11 protein-coding genes are annotated in these 18,610 nt (G+C 55.8%); 7 read left to right on the forward strand and 4 right to left on the reverse strand.

The features are described 5' to 3' along the window. From mukF to VPX56_RS08145, 6 genes are all read left to right on the forward strand, one after another. Nucleotides 1-1,323, forward strand: coding sequence for a chromosome partition protein MukF (gene mukF / locus VPX56_RS08120; RefSeq protein ID WP_131635549.1), 1,323 nt, complete (start codon nucleotides 1-3; stop codon nucleotides 1,321-1,323). Beyond that, entirely contained in the window at nucleotides 1,304-2,008 is a 705-nt protein-coding gene (gene mukE, locus VPX56_RS08125) for a chromosome partition protein MukE (protein WP_131635548.1), read from the forward strand. Before mukF ends, mukE begins: the two co-directional genes overlap by 20 nt. Further along, the gene (gene mukB / locus VPX56_RS08130; protein WP_326471002.1) at nucleotides 2,008-6,456 is read left to right on the forward strand and encodes a chromosome partition protein MukB; all 4,449 of its coding nucleotides are present in this window, start codon (nucleotides 2,008-2,010) and stop codon (nucleotides 6,454-6,456) included. Before mukE ends, mukB begins: the two co-directional genes overlap by 1 nt. 180 nt (nucleotides 6,457-6,636) lie before the next feature. After that, on the forward strand, nucleotides 6,637-8,460 hold the full coding sequence (ldtD, locus tag VPX56_RS08135) for a L,D-transpeptidase (RefSeq protein ID WP_326471004.1): 1,824 nt from the start codon (nucleotides 6,637-6,639) through the stop codon (nucleotides 8,458-8,460). Nucleotides 8,461-8,635: 175 nt separating this feature from the next. Next, on the forward strand, nucleotides 8,636-9,187 hold the full coding sequence (locus VPX56_RS08140; RefSeq protein WP_100165162.1) for a peptidoglycan L,D-endopeptidase MepK: 552 nt from the start codon (nucleotides 8,636-8,638) through the stop codon (nucleotides 9,185-9,187). Nucleotides 9,188-9,207: 20 nt separating this feature from the next. Then, a complete protein-coding gene (locus tag VPX56_RS08145; RefSeq protein WP_326471007.1) occupies nucleotides 9,208-9,855 on the forward strand; it encodes an MBL fold metallo-hydrolase in 648 nt (215 codons plus the stop codon). A 53-nt stretch (nucleotides 9,856-9,908) separates the two neighbouring features. Here the strand turns inward: VPX56_RS08145 and VPX56_RS08150 are convergent, their stop codons facing one another. The 4 genes from VPX56_RS08150 to pncB form a co-directional block, all read right to left on the reverse strand. Continuing rightward, on the reverse strand, nucleotides 9,909-11,099 hold the full coding sequence (locus VPX56_RS08150) for an amino acid aminotransferase (protein WP_047648166.1): 1,191 nt from the start codon (nucleotides 11,097-11,099) through the stop codon (nucleotides 9,909-9,911). A gap of 184 nt (nucleotides 11,100-11,283) precedes the next feature. Then, nucleotides 11,284-12,363, reverse strand: coding sequence for a porin (locus VPX56_RS08155; protein ID WP_131635543.1), 1,080 nt, complete (start codon nucleotides 12,361-12,363; stop codon nucleotides 11,284-11,286). Nucleotides 12,364-12,968: 605 nt separating this feature from the next. Further along, complete coding sequence (gene asnS, locus VPX56_RS08160) at nucleotides 12,969-14,369, reverse strand: asparagine--tRNA ligase (RefSeq protein ID WP_326471010.1); 1,401 nt, start codon at nucleotides 14,367-14,369, stop codon at nucleotides 12,969-12,971. Nucleotides 14,370-14,537: 168 nt separating this feature from the next. After that, nucleotides 14,538-15,740: a nicotinate phosphoribosyltransferase gene (gene pncB / locus VPX56_RS08165; protein WP_326471012.1), complete on the reverse strand. Its 1,203-nt coding sequence runs from the start codon at nucleotides 15,738-15,740 to the stop codon at nucleotides 14,538-14,540. A 254-nt stretch (nucleotides 15,741-15,994) separates the two neighbouring features. On the opposite strand from pncB, the gene pepN reads away from it, so the two are divergent. Further along, nucleotides 15,995-18,607: an aminopeptidase N gene (pepN, locus tag VPX56_RS08170; RefSeq protein ID WP_131635541.1), complete on the forward strand. Its 2,613-nt coding sequence runs from the start codon at nucleotides 15,995-15,997 to the stop codon at nucleotides 18,605-18,607. Nucleotides 18,608-18,610 lie beyond the last annotated feature (3 nt).

Genomic DNA, 18,610 nt, shown 5'->3' on the forward strand with positions numbered 1-18,610 from the left:
ATGAGTGAATTTTCCCAGACAGTCCCCGAACTGGTTGCCTGGGCCAGGAAAAACGATTTCTCCATCTCGCTGCCGGTAGACAGACTCTCTTTCCTGCTGGCGGTTGCCACGCTGAACGGCGAACGGCTCGATGGCGAAATGAGTGAGGGTGAACTGGTGGATGCGTTCCGCCACGTCAGTGATGCGTTTGAGCAAACCAGCGAAACCATTAGCGTGCGTGCCAACAACGCAATCAACGATATGGTGCGTCAACGTCTGCTGAACCGCTTTACCAGCGAGCAGGCGGAAGGAAACGCCATCTATCGTTTGACGCCTCTGGGCATCGGCATTACCGATTACTACATTCGCCAGCGCGAATTTTCGACGCTGCGTCTTTCCATGCAGCTGTCTATTGTGGCGGGCGAGCTTAAGCGCGCTGCCGACGCGGCGGATGAAAACGGGGACGAGTTCCACTGGCACCGCAACGTTTATGCGCCGCTGAAATATTCGGTTGCCGAGATTTTCGACAGTATCGATCTGACCCAGCGCCTGATGGACGAACAGCAGCAGCAGGTGAAAGACGATATTGCGCAGCTGCTAAACAAAGACTGGCGAGCGGCCATCTCCAGCTGTGAACTCTTGCTGTCAGAAACCTCCGGTACGCTGCGCGAGCTGCAGGATACGCTGGAGGCGGCGGGGGACAAGCTGCAGGCTAACCTGCTGCGCATCCAGGATGCCACGCTGGCGCATGACGATCTCCATTTTGTCGACCGTCTGGTCTTTGACCTGCAGAGCAAGCTCGATCGCATTATCAGCTGGGGCCAGCAGTCTATCGACCTGTGGATTGGCTACGACCGTCACGTGCACAAATTCATCCGTACCGCGATCGATATGGATAAAAACCGCGTCTTTGCGCAGCGTTTGCGCCAGTCGGTACAGACCTATTTCGATGCGCCGTGGGCGCTGACCTACGCCAACGCCGATCGTCTGCTGGATATGCGCGACGAAGAGATGGCGCTGCGCGATGAAGAGGTCACCGGTGAACTGCCGCCGGATCTGGAATTCGAAGAATTCAACGAAATTCGCGAGCAGCTTGCGGCGATGATCGAAGAACAGCTCGCTGTCTACAAAACCAGACAAGTGCCGCTGGATCTTGGCCTCGTGGTGCGCGACTATCTGGCGCAATATCCGCGTGCGCGCCATTTCGATATCGCCCGCATTGTTGTAGACCAGGCCGTGCGCCTGGGTATCGCGCAAGCAGATTTCACCGGCCTGCCGCCGAAGTGGCAGCCGATTAACGATTACGGAGCCAAGGTACAGGCGCATGTCATTGACAAATATTGAACAAGTGATGCCACTTAAGCTGGCACAGGCGCTGGCGAATCCGTTATTTCCGGCGCTGGACAGCCAGCTGCGTGCCGGTCGTCACATTGGTCTTGACGAGCTGGATAATCACGCCTTTTTGATGGACTTCCAGGAGTATCTGGAAGAGTTTTATGCGCGCTATAACGTCGAGCTTATTCGCGCGCCGGAAGGATTCTTCTATCTTCGCCCGCGCTCCACGACGCTGATTCCGCGTTCCGTACTCTCCGAGCTGGATATGATGGTCGGCAAAATTCTCTGCTACCTGTATCTCAGCCCGGAACGCCTGGCGAATGAAGGGATCTTCACTCAGCAGGAGCTTTACGATGAACTGCTTGCGCTCGCGGATGAGGGCAAACTGCTCAAGCTGGTGAACAACCGCTCTACGGGGTCGGATCTTGACCGTCAGAAATTACAGGAAAAGGTTCGCTCTTCCCTGAACCGTCTGCGTCGTCTGGGCATGGTCTGGTTTATGGGCCACGACAGCAGCAAATTCCGCATCACGGAATCTGTCTTCCGCTTCGGCGCCGACGTGCGTGCGGGCGACGATGCGCGAGAAGCGCAGCTGCGCATGATCCGCGACGGCGAAGCGATGCCGGTGGAAAACCATTTGCAGCTCAATGACGAGCATGAAGAGAATCAGCCGGATAGCGGGGAGGAAGAGTAATGATTGAACGCGGTAAATTTCGCTCACTAACGCTGATTAACTGGAACGGTTTCTTTGCCCGAACCTTCGATCTGGATGAGCTGGTGACGACGCTCTCCGGCGGTAACGGTGCGGGTAAATCCACCACCATGGCAGCATTTGTTACGGCGTTAATCCCCGATTTGACGCTGCTGCACTTCCGTAACACCACCGAAGCGGGCGCGACAAGCGGCTCTCGCGATAAGGGCCTGCACGGTAAGCTCAAAGCCGGCGTCTGCTATTCGGTGCTGGACGTGATCAACTCGCGTCACCAGCGCGTGGTGGTGGGCGTGCGTCTGCAGCAGGTTGCCGGTCGCGATCGTAAAGTGGATATCAAACCCTTTGCCATTCAGGGGCTGCCGACCTCCATGCAGCCCACGGCGCTGCTGACGGAAACCCTGAACGAACGTCAGGCGCGCGTGCTGACGCTGCAGGAGCTGAAGGATAAGCTTGAAGCCATCGAAGGCGTGCAGTTCAAGCAGTTCAACTCCATTACCGACTACCACTCCCTGATGTTCGACCTGGGCGTGGTGGCGCGTCGTCTGCGTACCGCCTCGGACCGTAGCAAATACTACCGTCTGATCGAAGCCTCCCTGTACGGCGGTATCTCCAGCGCCATTACCCGCTCCCTGCGCGACTATTTGTTGCCAGAAAACAGCGGCGTGCGTAAGGCCTTCCAGGACATGGAAGCCGCGCTGCGTGAAAACCGCATGACGCTGGAAGCGATTCGCGTGACCCAGTCCGACCGTGACCTCTTTAAGCACCTGATCAGCGAAGCCACCAACTACGTGGCCGCGGACTATATGCGCCACGCCAACGAGCGTCGCGTGCACCTTGACCAGGCCTTGGAGTACCGTCGCGAGCTGTTTACCTCCCGCAAGCAGCTGGTGGCAGAGCAGTACAAGCACGTCGAAATGGCCCGCGAGCTGGGCGAGCAGAACGGTGCAGAAGGGGATCTGGAAGCCGATTACCAGGCCGCCAGCGATCACCTGAACCTGGTGCAGACCGCGCTGCGTCAGCAGGAAAAAATCGAGCGCTACGAAGCGGATCTCGATGAGCTGCAAATTCGTCTTGAAGAACAAAATGAAGTGGTGGCCGAAGCCGCCGACATGCAGGAAGAGAACGAAGCCCGCGCCGAAGCCGCCGAGCTGGAAGTGGACGAGCTGAAAAGCCAGCTTGCCGATTACCAGCAGGCGCTGGACGTGCAGCAGACGCGCGCCATTCAGTATACTCAGGCACTGCAGGCCTTACAGCGTGCGAAAGAGCTGTGCCATCTGCCGGATTTAACGCCTGAGAGCGCGGACGAATGGCTGGATACTTTCCAGGCCAAAGAGCAGGAAGCGACCGAAAAGCTGCTTTCCCTTGAACAGAAAATGAGCGTGGCACAAACGGCGCACAGCCAGTTTGAACAGGCCTACCAGCTGGTGGTGGCGATTAACGGCCCGCTGGCGCGTAATGAAGCATGGGACGTGGCCCGCGAGCTGCTGCGCGACGGCGTCAACCAGCGTCATCTGGCCGAGCAGGTTCAGCCGCTGCGCATGCGTCTGAACGAGCTGGAACAGCGCCTGCGCGAGCAGCAGGAAGCCGAGCGTCTGCTGGCAGAATTCTGCAAGCGTCAGGGTAAACAGTACGATTTTGACGAGCTTGAGGCCCTGCACCAGGAGCTGGAGGCCCGAATTGCCGCGCTGTCTGACTCCGTATCCAACGCCAGCGAACAGCGTATGACGCTGCGCCAGGAGATGGAGCAGCTTCAGTCCCGTTCGCAAAGGCTGCTGCAGCGTGCCCCGGTCTGGCTTGCGGCGCAAAGTAGCCTGAACCAGCTTAGCGAGCAGTGCGGCGAAGAGTTCGAGTCCAGCCAGGACGTCACCGAGTATCTGCAGCAGCTGCTTGAGCGCGAGCGCGAAGCGATTGTTGAACGCGACGAAGTGGGCGCGCGTAAACGTGACGTCGACGATGAAATTGAGCGCTTGAGCCAGCCGGGCGGTGCGGAAGATGCGCGCCTGAACACCCTGGCCGAGCGTTTCGGCGGCGTCCTGCTGTCCGAAATTTACGATGACGTAGGTCTGGATGATGCGCCGTACTTTTCCGCGCTGTACGGCCCGTCGCGTAACGCGATTGTGGTTCCGGACCTGTCGCTGATTTCCGAGCAGCTTGCCGGACTGGAAGATTGCCCGGAAGATCTCTATCTGATCGAAGGCGATCCGCAGTCGTTCGATGACAGCGTGTTCAGCGTCGACGAGCTGGAAAAAGCGGTGGTGGTGAAAATCGCCGATCGTCAATGGCGTTACTCTCGCTTCCCGGAACTGCCCCTGTTTGGCCGCGCCGCGCGTGAAAACCGTATTGAAAGCCTGCACGCCGAGCGTGAAATGCTGTCTGAACGTTTTGCGACGCTGTCGTTTGACGTACAGAAAACCCAGCGCCTGCACCAGGCCTTTAGCCGCTTTATTGGTAGCCATCTTGCGGTCGCTTTTGAAGCCGATCCGGAAGCTGAAATTCGCAAGCTCAATACCCGCCGCGGCGAGCTTGAGCGTGCCATTGCTAATCATGAAAATGATAACCAGCAGAGCCGCGTCCAGTTTGAACAGGCGAAAGAGGGCGTTGCTGCGCTTAACCGCATCCTGCCGCGCCTGAACCTGCTGGCGGATGAGACGCTGGCCGATCGCGTGGATGAGATCCAGGAGCGCCTGGATGAAGCACAGGAAGCCGCGCGTTTCGTGCAGCAGCACGGCAACCAGCTGGCGAAGCTTGAACCGGTCGTCTCCGTGCTTCAGAGCGACCCGGAGCAGTTTGAGCAGCTTAAAGAAGACTACGCCTGGTCGCAGCAGGTGCAGCGTGAAGCGCGCCAGCAGGCGTTTGCCCTGACGGAGGTAGTGCAGCGTCGCGCCCACTTTGGTTACTCCGATTCGGCAGAAATGCTGAGCGGTAACAGCGATCTGAATGAAAAGCTGCGCCAGCGCCTTGAGCAGGCTGAGGCCGAGCGTACCCGCGCTCGTGAAGCCATGCGTACACACGCTGCACAGCTGAGCCAGTACAGCCAGGTCATGGCCTCGCTGAAAAGCTCCTTCGACACCAAAAAAGAGCTGTTAAACGATCTGCACAAAGAGCTGCAGGATATCGGGGTGCGTGCCGACAGCGGTGCGGAAGAACGCGCGCGCATTCGTCGCGATGAACTGCACAGCCAGCTCAGCAACAACCGCGCCCGCCGCAATCAGCTGGAAAAAGCGCTGACCTTCTGCGAAGCGGAGATGGACAACCTGACGCGTCGCCTGCGCAAGCTGGAGCGCGACTATCACGAAATGCGCGAGCAGGTCGTGACCGCGAAGGCGGGGTGGTGCGCGGTGATGCGCATGGTGAAAGACAATAACGTTGAGCGTCGTCTGCACCGCCGCGAGCTGGCGTACCTTTCCGCCGATGAACTGCGTTCCATGTCGGATAAGGCGCTGGGTGCACTGCGTCTGGCGGTTGCGGATAACGAGCACCTGCGCGACGTGCTGCGCATGTCCGAAGATCCGAAGCGCCCGGAGCGGAAAATTCAGTTCTTCGTGGCCGTTTACCAGCATCTGCGCGAGCGTATTCGTCAGGACATCATCCGTACGGACGATCCGGTCGAAGCCATCGAACAGATGGAGATCGAGCTGGGCCGCCTGACGGAAGAGCTGACCTCCCGCGAGCAGAAGCTGGCGATCAGCTCCCGCAGCGTGGCGAACATCATCCGCAAAACCATTCAGCGCGAGCAGAACCGTATCCGCCAGCTGAACCAGGGCCTACAGAGCGTGTCGTTTGGGCAGGTAAACAGCGTACGTCTGAACGTGAACGTGCGCGAAGCGCATTCAACCTTGCTGGACGTACTGTCTGAGCAGCATGAACAGCACCAGGATCTGTTTAACAGCAATCGCCTGACCTTCTCCGAAGCGCTGGCGAAGCTGTATCAACGCCTGAATCCGCAAATCGACATGGGTCAGCGTACTCCGCAGACCATCGGTGAGGAGCTGCTGGATTACCGTAACTACCTGGAAATGGAAGTTGAGGTTAACCGTGGTTCCGACGGCTGGCTGCGCGCTGAGTCTGGCGCACTTTCTACCGGTGAAGCGATCGGTACCGGTATGTCGATTCTGGTGATGGTTGTTCAGAGCTGGGAAGATGAAGCGCGTCGCCTGCGCGGAAAAGATATCTCCCCATGCCGTTTGCTGTTCCTGGATGAGGCGGCTCGTCTTGATGCCCGCTCCATCGCCACGCTGTTCGAACTGTGCGATCGCCTTGATATGCAGCTCATCATCGCGGCACCAGAGAATATCAGCCCGGAAAAAGGAACCACCTATAAGCTGGTGCGTAAAGTGTTCCAGAATAGCGAACACGTTCACGTGGTGGGTTTACGCGGCTTTGCGCCGCAGCCGCCGGAGTCGTTGCCGGGTACGGCTGACGCTTCCTGAGGCGTTTTGTTACAAAGAGCGGCGCAGTAGCGCCGCTTTTTTTTTACACTTCGCTTGTGCTTACGGCTGCGTTATCTTTAAACTTCTTTACATAAGGTAAGGCAACAGATTTTCTGCCTACCTATAATGAAAGAAAGCCCCAATGTGATGGGCATGTCGTGAGAAAACAGGGGGCAAGGGATGTTGCTAATGAAAGATCGTGGTCGTCGGCTGTCAGCACTGAGTTTTTGCCTGGCAGTGATATTTGCTCCACTGTTCACCGCGCAGGCTGATGAGCCTGAAGTTGTTCCGACCGACAGTTCCGCAACGACGGGCGCGCAGCCTACGTCGTTGTCGCAGCCGCTGGATCAGTCGCCAGCGACGGCCATTATGGCCGGTATTAAGCCGTTGCCAGAAGGTATCGACATCGGGGCGCTCAGCCAGCAGCTCCAGTCCGGACTGCCGTCTGGCTATACGCCTGCGTATATCAATCAGCTTACGCTGCTCTATGCCGCGCGCGATATGAAACCTATGTGGGAAAATCGCGATGCGGTACGCGCCTTCCAGCAGCAGCTGGCAGAAGTGGCGATAGCCGGCATTCAGCCGCAGTTTACGACCTGGGTCGAGCTTCTGACCGACCCGACGGTGACGGGGCAGGCGCGCGATGTGGTCCTTTCTGATGCCATGATGGGCTACCTCCAGTTTGTGGCCGGCATTCCGGTGAATGGCAACCGCTGGTTGTACAGTGAGAAACCCTACAAGCTGGCGACCCCGGCGCTGTCGGTTATTAACCAATGGCAGCTGTCGCTGGATAATGGCGATCTGACGCGCTTTGTCGCAAGCCTGGCGCCTTCGCATTCACAGTACGCCACAATGCATCAATCGCTACTCGCGCTGGTGGCTGATTCTCGCCCGTGGCCGCAAATGCGGGGAACCGCGACGCTTCGTCCGGGGCAGTGGAGCAGCGATGTGCCTGCGCTGCGTGAAATCCTTAAACGTTCTGGCATTCTCGACAACGGGCCAAAGATTGCCCTTCCCGGAGACGACGCGCAGGATGTGGTGGTTAGCCCGTCCGCGCCGGTGAAAGAGAAGCGAGCCGTTGTGTTGAACAATAAGCCGGCGGCCTACGACCGCGAGCTGGTCGCGGCGGTCAAGCAGTTTCAGGCCGCTCAGGGGCTGGGAGCCGATGGGGTGATTGGTCAGTCAACGCGCGACTGGTTGAACGTTTCCCCTGCGCAGCGGGCCGGGGTGCTGGCCCTCAATATTCAGCGTCTACGCCTGCTGCCGGGCACAGTATCCACCGGCATCATGGTGAATATTCCGGCCTATTCTCTGGTCTATTATCTGAACGGTAGCGAAGCGCTGGCCTCTCGCGTGATTGTCGGGCGGCCGGATCGTAAAACGCCGATGATGAGCAGCGCGCTGAATAACGTGGTGGTGAACCCGCCGTGGAACGTTCCGCCTACGCTGGCCCGCAAGGATATTCTGCCTAAGGTCTGGAACGATCCGGGGTATCTGGAACGTCACGGCTACACGGTGATGCGCGGCTGGAACAGCAAAGAGGCGATCGACCCGTATATGGTCGACTGGTCGACGATTACCGCATCGAACCTGCCTTTCCGCTTCCAGCAGGCGCCTGGTGCGCATAACTCGCTGGGACGTTACAAGTTCAATATGCCAAGTTCAGATGCGATTTATCTGCACGACACGCCGAACCACAACCTGTTCCAGAAAGATACGCGAGCGCTCAGTTCCGGCTGCGTGCGCGTGAATAAAGCCTCTGAGCTGGCGAATATGCTATTGCAGGATGCGGGCTGGAACGACACGCGTATCTCAGATGCGCTGAAGCAGGGGGATACCCGTTACGTCAACATCCGACACAATATTCCGGTCAATCTTTACTATCTGACCGCGTTTGTAGGCGAAGACGGGCGAACCCAGTATCGTACAGATATTTACAATTATGATCTCACGGCGCGATCCGGCGCACAAATTTTGCCAAAAGCTGAACAATTAATCAGGTAAATGAAGCAGTTCGGGAAAATGTATTGTCGTAAGTTATGGTGAATACGGGGCAATATGGCTGTAGGCCGCGTATTTGCTGGGGTTGGGCGCCTTGACGTACCAGGCTTTGCCAGTTAAGGTGCCCTTCGTGCGCTAAGCATATTGACGATTTCATTGACCTGTAGACCTGATTATCATGGACAAATTTGACGCTAATCGCCGCAAACTGCTGGCGTTAGGTGGCGTTGCGCTGGGCGCAGCCGCCATCCTTCCGACGCCAGCATTTGCCACCCTCTCGACACCACGTCCGCGTATTTTGACGCTCAACAATCTTCACACCGGTGAGTCGCTTAAAGCGGAGTTCTTCGATGGCAGAGGCTATATTCAGGATGAATTAGCAAGGTTAAATCATTTTTTCCGCGACTTCCGCGCGAATAAAATTAAGGCCATCGACCCAGGATTATTCGATCAGTTATTCCGCCTTCAGGGCCTGCTGGGAACCAGCAAGCCTGTGCAGCTCATTTCTGGATACCGTTCTCTGGATACCAATAATGAACTGCGTGCCCACAGCCGTGGGGTAGCGAAAAAAAGCTATCACACCAAGGGGCAGGCAATGGATTTCCATATTGAAGGCGTTTCGTTAGCCAATATTCGCAAAGCTGCGTTATCTATGCGTGCAGGTGGTGTAGGATATTACCCACGTAGCAACTTTGTGCATATTGATACCGGTCCGGTAAGGCACTGGTAATAACGAAACACAGGAGCAGTATGAACTATCGTATTATTCCGGTTACCGCGTTCTCCCAGAATTGTTCATTAATCTGGTGCGAGCAAACCAAACTGGCCGCGCTTGTCGATCCCGGTGGTGACGCCGAGAAAATCAAGCAGGAGGTTGCTGCAAGCGGCGTTACGCTGATGCAGATCCTTCTCACTCATGGTCATCTCGATCATGTGGGCGCAGCGGCTGAACTGGCTGAATACTACGGCGTGCCGACGATCGGCCCGGAAAAAGAAGATGAGTTCTGGCTGCAGGGTTTACCTGCCCAAAGCCGCATGTTTGGCCTTGATGAGTGTCTGCCATTGACGCCCGATCGTTGGCTGAACGAAGGAGAGCGCGTTAACGTAGGGAATGTGACTTTACAGGTGTTGCATTGTCCTGGGCATACGCCAGGCCATATCGTCTTCTTTGACGACCAGTCGCGTCTGCTGATTTCCGGCGATGTGATTTTCAAAGGCGGCGTAGGACGCAGCGATTTCCCACGCGGCGATCACGGTCAGCTGATCCAGTCGATTAAACAGAAGCTATTGCCGCTGGGCGATGACGTGACGTTTATCCCGGGTCATGGGCCAATGTCAACGCTGGGCTACGAGCGGTTGCATAACCCCTTCCTTCAGGATGAGATGCCTGTCTGGTAAATCGGATGAAATAAAAAAGCCTGCATAACGCAGGCTTTTTTTATGAGCGTAAATTACAGTACGGCGACAATCGCTTCGCACAGCGGCGCCATGTTATCAGGGGTCATGCCTGCAACGTTCACGCGGCCAGACGCTACGGCGTACACGCCAAACTCTTCGCGCAGACGCAGAACCTGCTCTTTGGTCAGGCCGCTGAAGGAGAACATGCCGTTCTGCTTGATGATGAAGCTGAAGTCGCGGTCAGCGCCTTTCTCTGCCAGAGTGTTCACAAACAGCAGGCGCATGCGCTGAATGCGCTGGCGCATATCGTTCAGCTCTTGCTCCCAGATCGCGCGCAGGGCATCGTTGCTCAGAATAGTAGCAACAACGGACGCACCGTGTGCCGGTGGGTTAGAGTAGTTAGCGCGGATCACGGACTTCATCTGGCTGAACGCACGATCGACGGTCTCTTCGTTTGCCGCAACCAGCGTACAGGCACCTACACGCTCGTTGTACAGGCCAAAGTTCTTGGAATAAGAACTCGCAACAATCAGTTCCTGATGCACTGCAGCGAATGCGCGCAGGCCTTCAGCATCTTCTTCCAGACCACGAGCAAAGCCCTGGTACGCAAAGTCGAACAGCGGCAGCCAGCCTTTTTCTACGGAAAGTTTAGCCAGGTGTTCCCACTGCTCAAGCGTTGGATCAATACCGGTTGGGTTATGGCAGCAGCCGTGGAACAGCACCACGTCACCCGCCTGCGCTTCGCTCAGGCTGGCCAACAGGCCGTCAAAGTCGAGAGAGTGGTTTGCCGCATCGTAGTAAGCATATTCGCGCACTTCCAGACCCGCAGAGTTAAACACGCTCTTGTGGTTCGGCCAGCTTGGGTTGCTGACCCATACGCGCTTAACAGAGGTATTTTTTGCAAGGAAATCCGCCGCCACGCGCAGCGCGCCGGTACCGCCAGGGGTTTGTGCTGTGCGAGCGCGCTTGCTGCTCACGATTTCGCTGCCTTTACCGAACAGCAGTTCCTGGGTGCAGCGACCAAACTCAGGGATACCATCGATACCGAGGTAGTTCTTGGTGGTTTCATTTTCCAGCAGATACTGCTCGGCTTTCTTAACGCTGGTCAGTACCGGAGTTTTGCCGGTTTCATCTTTATATACACCAATACCCAGGTTGATTTTGCCAGGGCGGTCGTCGGCACGAAACAGATCGGCCAGGCCCAGAATAGGGTCGGCAGGAGCGGCGGTAATGTTCTCAAACATGACGAAGTTCCATTGTGATTACAGAAGTGAAATCCGCTATCAGGTTAACGGTAGATTTACAAAATGCCAACCGTTTGCGACGAAAAGCGTGCGGCTTTTCAAAAGTCGCCATTATTTTCTGTCAGGCATAAAAAAACAGGGCCGAAGCCCTGTTCATTAAGCATATAACAACGTGGTGTACTGATTAGAACTGGTAGGTTACGCCAACGGTAGCCTGGTTGTCAGAGCCAACCCAACTGGTGGACGCATCTTTGTCGTCCAGCAGGTTGAAGCGGTAGTCACCGTACACGTTGAAGTTCTTGTTGAAGTAGTAAGTCGCACCGGTGGTGATGTATTTCGCCAGGTCACGGTCGCCGATGCCGTTCAGGTCTTTACCTTTGGACTGAACGTAAGAAACGGAAGGACGCAGGCCGAAGTCGAACTGGTACTGTGCGATAACTTCGAAGTTCTGAGTTTTGTTAGCAACATCGTACACAGTCGCAGTGCTATCGCCCAGGATGCTCATGTTGCGGGTTTCAGCATAAACGGTCGCCAGGTAGATGTTGTTCGCGTCATATTTCGCGCCAACTGCCCAGGACTCAGCTTTATCGCCTTTACCATCTTCTTTCTGGTCCAGGGTACGGTTTGCAGTGCTGTATGCACCGATCAGACCGAAGCCTTCGCCGAACTCGTAGCCCAGGGACAGACCAACGCCGTCACCGTTCGCTTTACGCAGGTCGCTACGGTCGTTTTTACCCTGATACTGAACGCCAAAGTTCAGACCATCAACCAGACCGAAGAAGTTGTTGTTGCGGTAGGTCAGCAGGCCAGTAGAACGGCTGGTCATGTAGTTATCAACATAGCCGCCACCCCAGGTTTCGCCAGAGAACGACGGAGCCATATCGGTGTAAGATTCTACGTCGTAAACGATACCGTAGTTACGACCGTAGTCCAGAGAACCTGCTTCAGAAACCTTGATACCCGCGAATGCCAGACGAGTTACGTTGGTCTGGTCGCCTTCTGCAGCGCCAGCGCGCGCACGGTATTCCCACTGACCGTAACCGATCAGGTCATCGTTAATCTGAGTTTCGCCTTTGAAGCCGATCTGGCCGTAAGAGGAGTCAGCGTTTTTGTGTTCGCCAGAAGTGGTGAAGCCGTGCTCACCAACAACTTTACCGTAGAAGTCCAGTTTGTTGCCGTTTTTGTTATAGATTTCTGCAGCGTTTGCTGCACCGGCTACCAGCAGGGCAGGGATAACCACTGCCAGGATATTGCGCTTCATCATTATTTATTACCCTCATTGGTTTTTTTATGACACTCGCCACTGCCGTCAATAAATTCTGTCAATAAATATTTCCGGAACTATTGATGAGAGTTTGGTGTCTTTATGTATCTGACAGGCATCTTTCCATTCATAGAACCGTTTCGCTAGCCTGAAAGTGCTACAATCCTCAAGATTCGGTAATAAAAAGAAATTATGTGTAACCAAATGTGTATTTTTGGGAACTTTGTGAACCACCTCAAATTTCAGAACTGATTGGCTAATTAAACGACTAAATCATTCCTATATATATGAATTGCTTATGTTTAATTTGGATAAAGGCAATTCATATCAACAGAAGTTAAACGACAGGTTTTTTCTTATGACCGTAAAAAGACTTCTGGATGGCTAAGAGATTGGCTGAAATTTGTGCTATTGCTTGAGGATGTAATAAACGCAATGAGAGTGCGGTTTATTTTTTGTTCACAGGTGTTTCGTGGAAATAAAACGTAACAGGTAGTGGTTGTAACGGGGTTGTGGTTTAAAAATGCTGACTTTTCGCTGACGAAAACTGACACAGCAGAATAAAATAATGGCCAGCGTCTGCTGGCCATTATTAATTGTGTCGATTAGAAGCTGGCGTTACGCGGGGTACGTGGGAAAGGAATCACGTCGCGTACGTTCTGAACGCCGGTTACATAGGCAATCAGGCGTTCAAAGCCCAGACCAAAACCAGAGTGCGGCACGGTGCCGTAACGGCGGAGATCGCGATACCAGCCGTAGTCAGCCGGATTCAGCCCCATCTCTTCCATGCGGGCATCCAGCACGTCCAGACGCTCTTCACGCTGAGAGCCACCGATGATTTCACCAATGCCCGGAGCCAGTACGTCCATCGCGGCAACGGTTTTACCGTCTTCGTTAAGGCGCATATAGAAGGCCTTAATGTCTTTCGGGTAGTTTTTGACCACAACCGGTGCTTTGAAGTATTTCTCTGCCAGATAACGTTCGTGCTCGGAAGAGAGATCCACGCCCCAGTAAACCGGGTTCTCAAACTTCTCGCCGCATTTTTCGAGAATAGCGACCGCGTCGGTATAGTCTACCTGCGCGAAGTCAGCGGAGACGAAGCGCTCCAGACGAGCGATCGCATCGTTGTCGACGCGCTCGGCGAAGAATTTCATGTCGTCAGCACGTTCTTCAAGAACGGCTTTGAACACGTACTTCAGCATCGCTTCTGCCAGACCGGCAACATCGTTCAGATCGGCAAATGCTACTTCCGGCTCCAGCATCCAGAATTCCGCCAGGTGACGGCTGGTGTTCGAGTTTTCAGCACGGAAGGTTGGGCCGAAGGTGTAGATCTTAGACAGCGCGCAGGCGTAAGTTTCGCCGTTGAGCTGGCCGGAAACCGTCAGGAAGGCCTCTTTACCAAAGAAGTCTTTGTCATAGTCCACTTTGCCTTCCGGCGTGCGCGGCAGGTTTTCCATATCCAGCGTAGAAACGCGGAACATTTCACCGGCACCTTCGGTATCGGAAGCCGTGATCAGCGGGGTGGACACCCAGAAGTAACCCTGCTCATCGAAGAAGCGATGCAGCGCCTGGGCCAGAGTGTGGCGCACGCGGGCAACCGCACCAATCAGGTTGGTACGCGGACGCAGGTGCGCAACTTCACGCAGATACTCGATGCTGTGGCGTTTAGCCGCCATCGGATAGGTATCCGGATCTTCCACCCAGCCGGTCACTTCAATGGCTGATGCCTGAATTTCGAAACTCTGGCCCTGGCCCGGTGAAGCCACGACAACGCCGGTAACGATAACGGAACAGCCCGTTGTCAGGTGCAGAACGTCATCATTGTAATTGGGCAGAGAATTATTAATGACGGCCTGTACAGGATCAAAGCAGGAACCGTCATAGACGGCGAGGAAGGAGATACCAGCTTTAGAATCTCGACGAGTACGCACCCATCCGCGCACGGTGACTTCTTGGTCAACGGCGACGCGGCCCTGGAGTACGTCGGCTACAGGCACAACGCTCATAAATATTCTCTCTGTTAATAGTCGGAAAAAATAACCACTTGTCCGCCCACGTAGGGGGGATATCTATGTTACCTGGCATCTGGCATCAGACAAGCAGATTTCGCAGTCTTAAGAGAAGAAATAAGAAATAAATAAGGGAAGGGGAGCCATAAAGGCTCCCTGAGGCGGTTAACTGGCTTTTTTAACCTGAGGCAGATCGAAGGCTTTGCGTAACGCGCGTACAAACGCTTTGTCATGGCAGATGGTTTTGCCCGGGCTGTCGGAGAGTTTTGCCACCGGCTTGCCGTTACATTCCACCAGCTTAATGACGATATTCAGCGGTTTTACCTGAGGGATGTCGCAGCTCAGGCGCGTACCGATCCCGAAGCTCAGGTTCACCCGCGATGAGAAGTGGCGGTAAAGGTCGACGGCTTTCGACAGATCGAGGTTATCGGAGAAGACCAGCACCTTGCTCATCGGGTCGATACCCAATTTTTGGTAATGGGCGATGGCTTTTTCACCCCATTCCACCGGGTCCCCGGAGTCATGACGTAATCCCTGATAGCGCTCGGCGAACTCAGGGCCGAAGTCGCGCAGGAAGGCATCCATCGTAATGCAGTCGGTGAGGGCGATGCCCAGCTTATCCGGGTATTCGTCCAGCCACGCGGCCAGCGCGGCGCGCTGGCTGTTGGCGAGATCGGGGCTGATCTGCTGGTGCGCCTGGAACCACTCGTGCGCCTGTGTGCCCATCGGGGTGAGATCGAGACGACGCGCCAGATCGTAGTTACTGGTGCCAACAAACCACGGCTCCTGTTGCAGGCGTCTGACGATCGCCTCCTGAACCTCGCGGGAGAAGCGGCGGCGCGTGCCAAAATCCATCAGGCGGAAGCGGGACATATCCAGCCCTTCGGTCAACCGGGAAAACTCAACGAGCTTGTTTTCCAGAGAGGCGACCGCCTGCGTCACGCCGGTCTCAGGTGAGCGATAGCGATGCGCCAGCTCGCTGATCACCGCCAGAAGCGGAACTTCCCACATGATCACTTCACGCCACGGCCCCTGAAGGCGAATATCCAGCTTGCCGTTGTCATTGGTAATGGTGACCTGTTCCGGCTTATAGCGGAAATCGCGCAGCCAGTTCAGATAGTCGGCTTTGAAGAAGGGCAGGCCCGAAAGCCACTGGTATTCGTCGTCCTGCAGCGTCAGATGCTGCATAGCATCGACCTGTTCACGAATGGAGTCTGCGTAGATACCCAGCAAGTCGTCGCCCCGGCAGCGAAATTCAGCCGCAACGTGGACGTCATGGTAATGGTGAAAAACGGCTTGCTGCATATGCAGTTTATACGCGTCGGTATCCAGCAACGTATGCAGAACAGGAGAAGCGAATTGAGTCATAGGTGCGCAGTAGCATCCTCTCACGGGAGCGTTTAGTACAATAAACAACTCCGGAGTATACCTGTTTTAGTGATTTATTGAACCCCGATCACAACATAAGCTGCCTTTAGGGTCGAGAGCATTTCGTGCCTCGTGTTATATAAATGTAGCGAAAAAGGGGTTTGTAACTGAAAAGATGAACATTCTGCGTAGCGCGTTTTACACAACAGGAATATATTGAAACGTTACTCGACAAACGATGCATAAGGTTTTCTATGACACAACAGCCACAAGCTAAATACCGCCACGACTACCGTGCGCCGGAATACCTGATTAGCGATATCGATCTGACTTTTGACCTGGATGCCACCAAAACCGTTGTGACGGCGGTCAGCCAGGTAGCGCGCCAGAGCGCGACTGCGGTGCCGCTGCGTCTGGATGGTGAAGACCTGACGCTGGTCTCCCTGCATGTTAATGATGAAGCCTGGACCGACTATAAAGAAGAAGGCAACCAGCTGGTGATTAACGGCCTGCCGGAACGCTTTACGCTGCGCATCGTGAATGAAATTAGCCCGGCCGCTAACACCGCGCTGGAAGGGCTTTACCAGTCTGGCGTGGCGCTGTGTACGCAGTGTGAGGCCGAGGGCTTCCGCCACATTACCTGGTATCTGGATCGCCCGGACGTGCTGGCGCGCTTCACCACCAAAATCATCGCCGACAAAACCTTGTATCCGTTCCTGCTCTCCAACGGCAACCGCGTGGGCGAAGGCGAGCTGGAGAATGGCCGTCACTGGGTGCAGTGGCAGGATCCGTTCCCGAAACCGTGCTACCTGTTTGCGCTGGTGGCGGGTGACTTCGACGTGCTGCGCGACACCTTTAAAACCCGTTCAGGCCGCGACGTGGCGCTGGAGCTGTTCGTTGATCGCGGTAATCTCGACCGTGCGCCGTGGGCAATGACGTCCCTTATTAACTCCATGAAGTGGGACGAGGAGCGTTTCGGCCTCGAGTACGATCTCGACATCTATATGATCGTCGCCGTCGACTTCTTCAACATGGGCGCGATGGAAAATAAAGGCCTTAACGTCTTTAACTCCAAATACGTGCTGGCGCGCACCGACACAGCAACCGATAAAGACTACCTCGATATCGAACGCGTGATTGGCCACGAGTATTTCCACAACTGGACCGGTAACCGCGTGACCTGCCGCGACTGGTTCCAGCTGAGCCTGAAAGAGGGCCTGACCGTCTTCCGCGACCAGGAGTTCAGCTCCGATCTGGGTTCGCGCGCGGTAAACCGCATCAACAACGTGCGCACCATGCGCGGGCTGCAGTTTGCAGAGGATGCCAGCCCGATGGCGCACCCGATTCGCCCGGATAAAGTCATCGAGATGAACAACTTCTATACCCTGACGGTGTACGAGAAGGGCGCTGAAATTATCCGCATGATCCACACCCTGCTGGGCGAAGAGAACTTCCAGAAAGGGATGCAGCTGTACTTCGAACGTCACGACGGCAGCGCCGCCACCTGCGACGACTTTGTGCAGGCGATGGAAGACGCGTCCAATGTCGACCTCTCTCACTTCCGCCGCTGGTACAGCCAGGCCGGCACGCCGATCGTGACCGTCAAAGACGACTACAATCCGGAAACCGAGCAGTACACCCTGACCATCAGCCAGCGCACGCCGCCAACGGCCGAGCAGGAAGAGAAACATCCGCTGCACATTCCGTTCAGCATTGAGCTGTACGATAACGAGGGTAAAGTTATCCCTCTGCAGAAGGGCGGCCACCCGGTGCATCAGGTGCTGAACGTGACCCAGGCAGAGCAGACCTTCATCTTTGATAACGTCTACTTCCAGCCGGTCCCAGCGCTGCTGTGCGAGTTCTCCGCGCCGGTGAAGCTGGAGTATAAGTGGAGCGATCAACAGCTGACGTTCCTGATGCGCCACGCGCGCAACGATTTCTCCCGCTGGGACGCCGCGCAAAGCCTGCTGGCGACCTACATCAAGCTGAACGTGAACCGTTTCCAGCAGGGCCAGCCGCTGACGCTGCCGGTGCATGTGGCCGATGCGTTCCGCGCGATCCTGCTGGACGAAAACATCGATCCGGCGCTGGCGGCTGAAATTCTGACGTTGCCGTCCGCGACGGAAATTGCCGAGCTGTTTGACATCATCGACCCGATTGCGATCGTAGCGGTGCGTGAAGCGCTGACCCGCACGCTGGCCACCGAGCTGGCGGACGAGTTCCTGGCCATTTACAACGCTAACAGGCTGGATGCGTACCGCGTGGAACATGCGGATATCGGCAAACGTTCCCTGCGCAATACCTGCCTGCGCTATCTTGCCTTCGGTGACGTTGAGCTGGCAAACGCCCTGGTGAGCAAGCAGTATCACGACGCAGACAACATGACCGATGCGCTGGCTGCCCTGGCCGCAAGCGTTGCCGCCGAGCTGCCGTGCCGCGATGCGCTGATGCAGGAGTACGATGATAAGTGGCATCAGGATGGTCTGGTGATGGATAAGTGGTTTATTCTGCAGTCCACCAGCCCGTCAGCCGATGTGCTGAGCACCGTCCGCGGCCTGCTGAAGCACCGCTCGTTCACCATGAGCAACCCGAACCGCGTCCGCTCCCTGATTGGCGCGTTTGCCAGCAGCAACCCGGCCGCTTTCCACGCGGAAGACGGCAGCGGATATCAGTTCATGGTGGAAATGCTGACCGAGCTGAACAGCCGTAACCCGCAGGTGGCGTCTCGTCTGATTGAGCCGCTGATCCGCCTGAAACGCTACGACGCGCAGCGTCAGGCGAAGATGCGCGCCGCGCTTGAGCAGTTGAAAGGGCTGGAAAACCTGTCTGGCGATCTGTACGAGAAGATTGCTAAGGCGCTGGCCTGATAG

Source organism: Enterobacter wuhouensis (assembly GCF_035835995.1).
Taxonomy (GTDB): domain Bacteria; phylum Pseudomonadota; class Gammaproteobacteria; order Enterobacterales; family Enterobacteriaceae; genus Enterobacter; species Enterobacter wuhouensis.

Coding starts and splice junctions, on each gene's coding strand:
- mukF (WP_131635549.1), top strand. CDS start 1: ATGAGTGAATTTTCCCAGACAGTCCCCGAACTGGTTGCCTGGGCCAGG.
- mukE (WP_131635548.1), top strand. CDS start 1,304: ATGTCATTGACAAATATTGAACAAGTGATGCCACTTAAGCTGGCACAG.
- mukB (WP_326471002.1), top strand. CDS start 2,008: ATGATTGAACGCGGTAAATTTCGCTCACTAACGCTGATTAACTGGAAC.
- ldtD (WP_326471004.1), top strand. CDS start 6,637: ATGTTGCTAATGAAAGATCGTGGTCGTCGGCTGTCAGCACTGAGTTTT.
- VPX56_RS08140 (WP_100165162.1), top strand. CDS start 8,636: ATGGACAAATTTGACGCTAATCGCCGCAAACTGCTGGCGTTAGGTGGC.
- VPX56_RS08145 (WP_326471007.1), top strand. CDS start 9,208: ATGAACTATCGTATTATTCCGGTTACCGCGTTCTCCCAGAATTGTTCA.
- VPX56_RS08150 (WP_047648166.1), bottom strand. CDS start 11,099: ATGTTTGAGAACATTACCGCCGCTCCTGCCGACCCTATTCTGGGCCTG.
- VPX56_RS08155 (WP_131635543.1), bottom strand. CDS start 12,363: ATGATGAAGCGCAATATCCTGGCAGTGGTTATCCCTGCCCTGCTGGTA.
- asnS (WP_326471010.1), bottom strand. CDS start 14,369: ATGAGCGTTGTGCCTGTAGCCGACGTACTCCAGGGCCGCGTCGCCGTT.
- pncB (WP_326471012.1), bottom strand. CDS start 15,740: ATGACTCAATTCGCTTCTCCTGTTCTGCATACGTTGCTGGATACCGAC.
- pepN (WP_131635541.1), top strand. CDS start 15,995: ATGACACAACAGCCACAAGCTAAATACCGCCACGACTACCGTGCGCCG.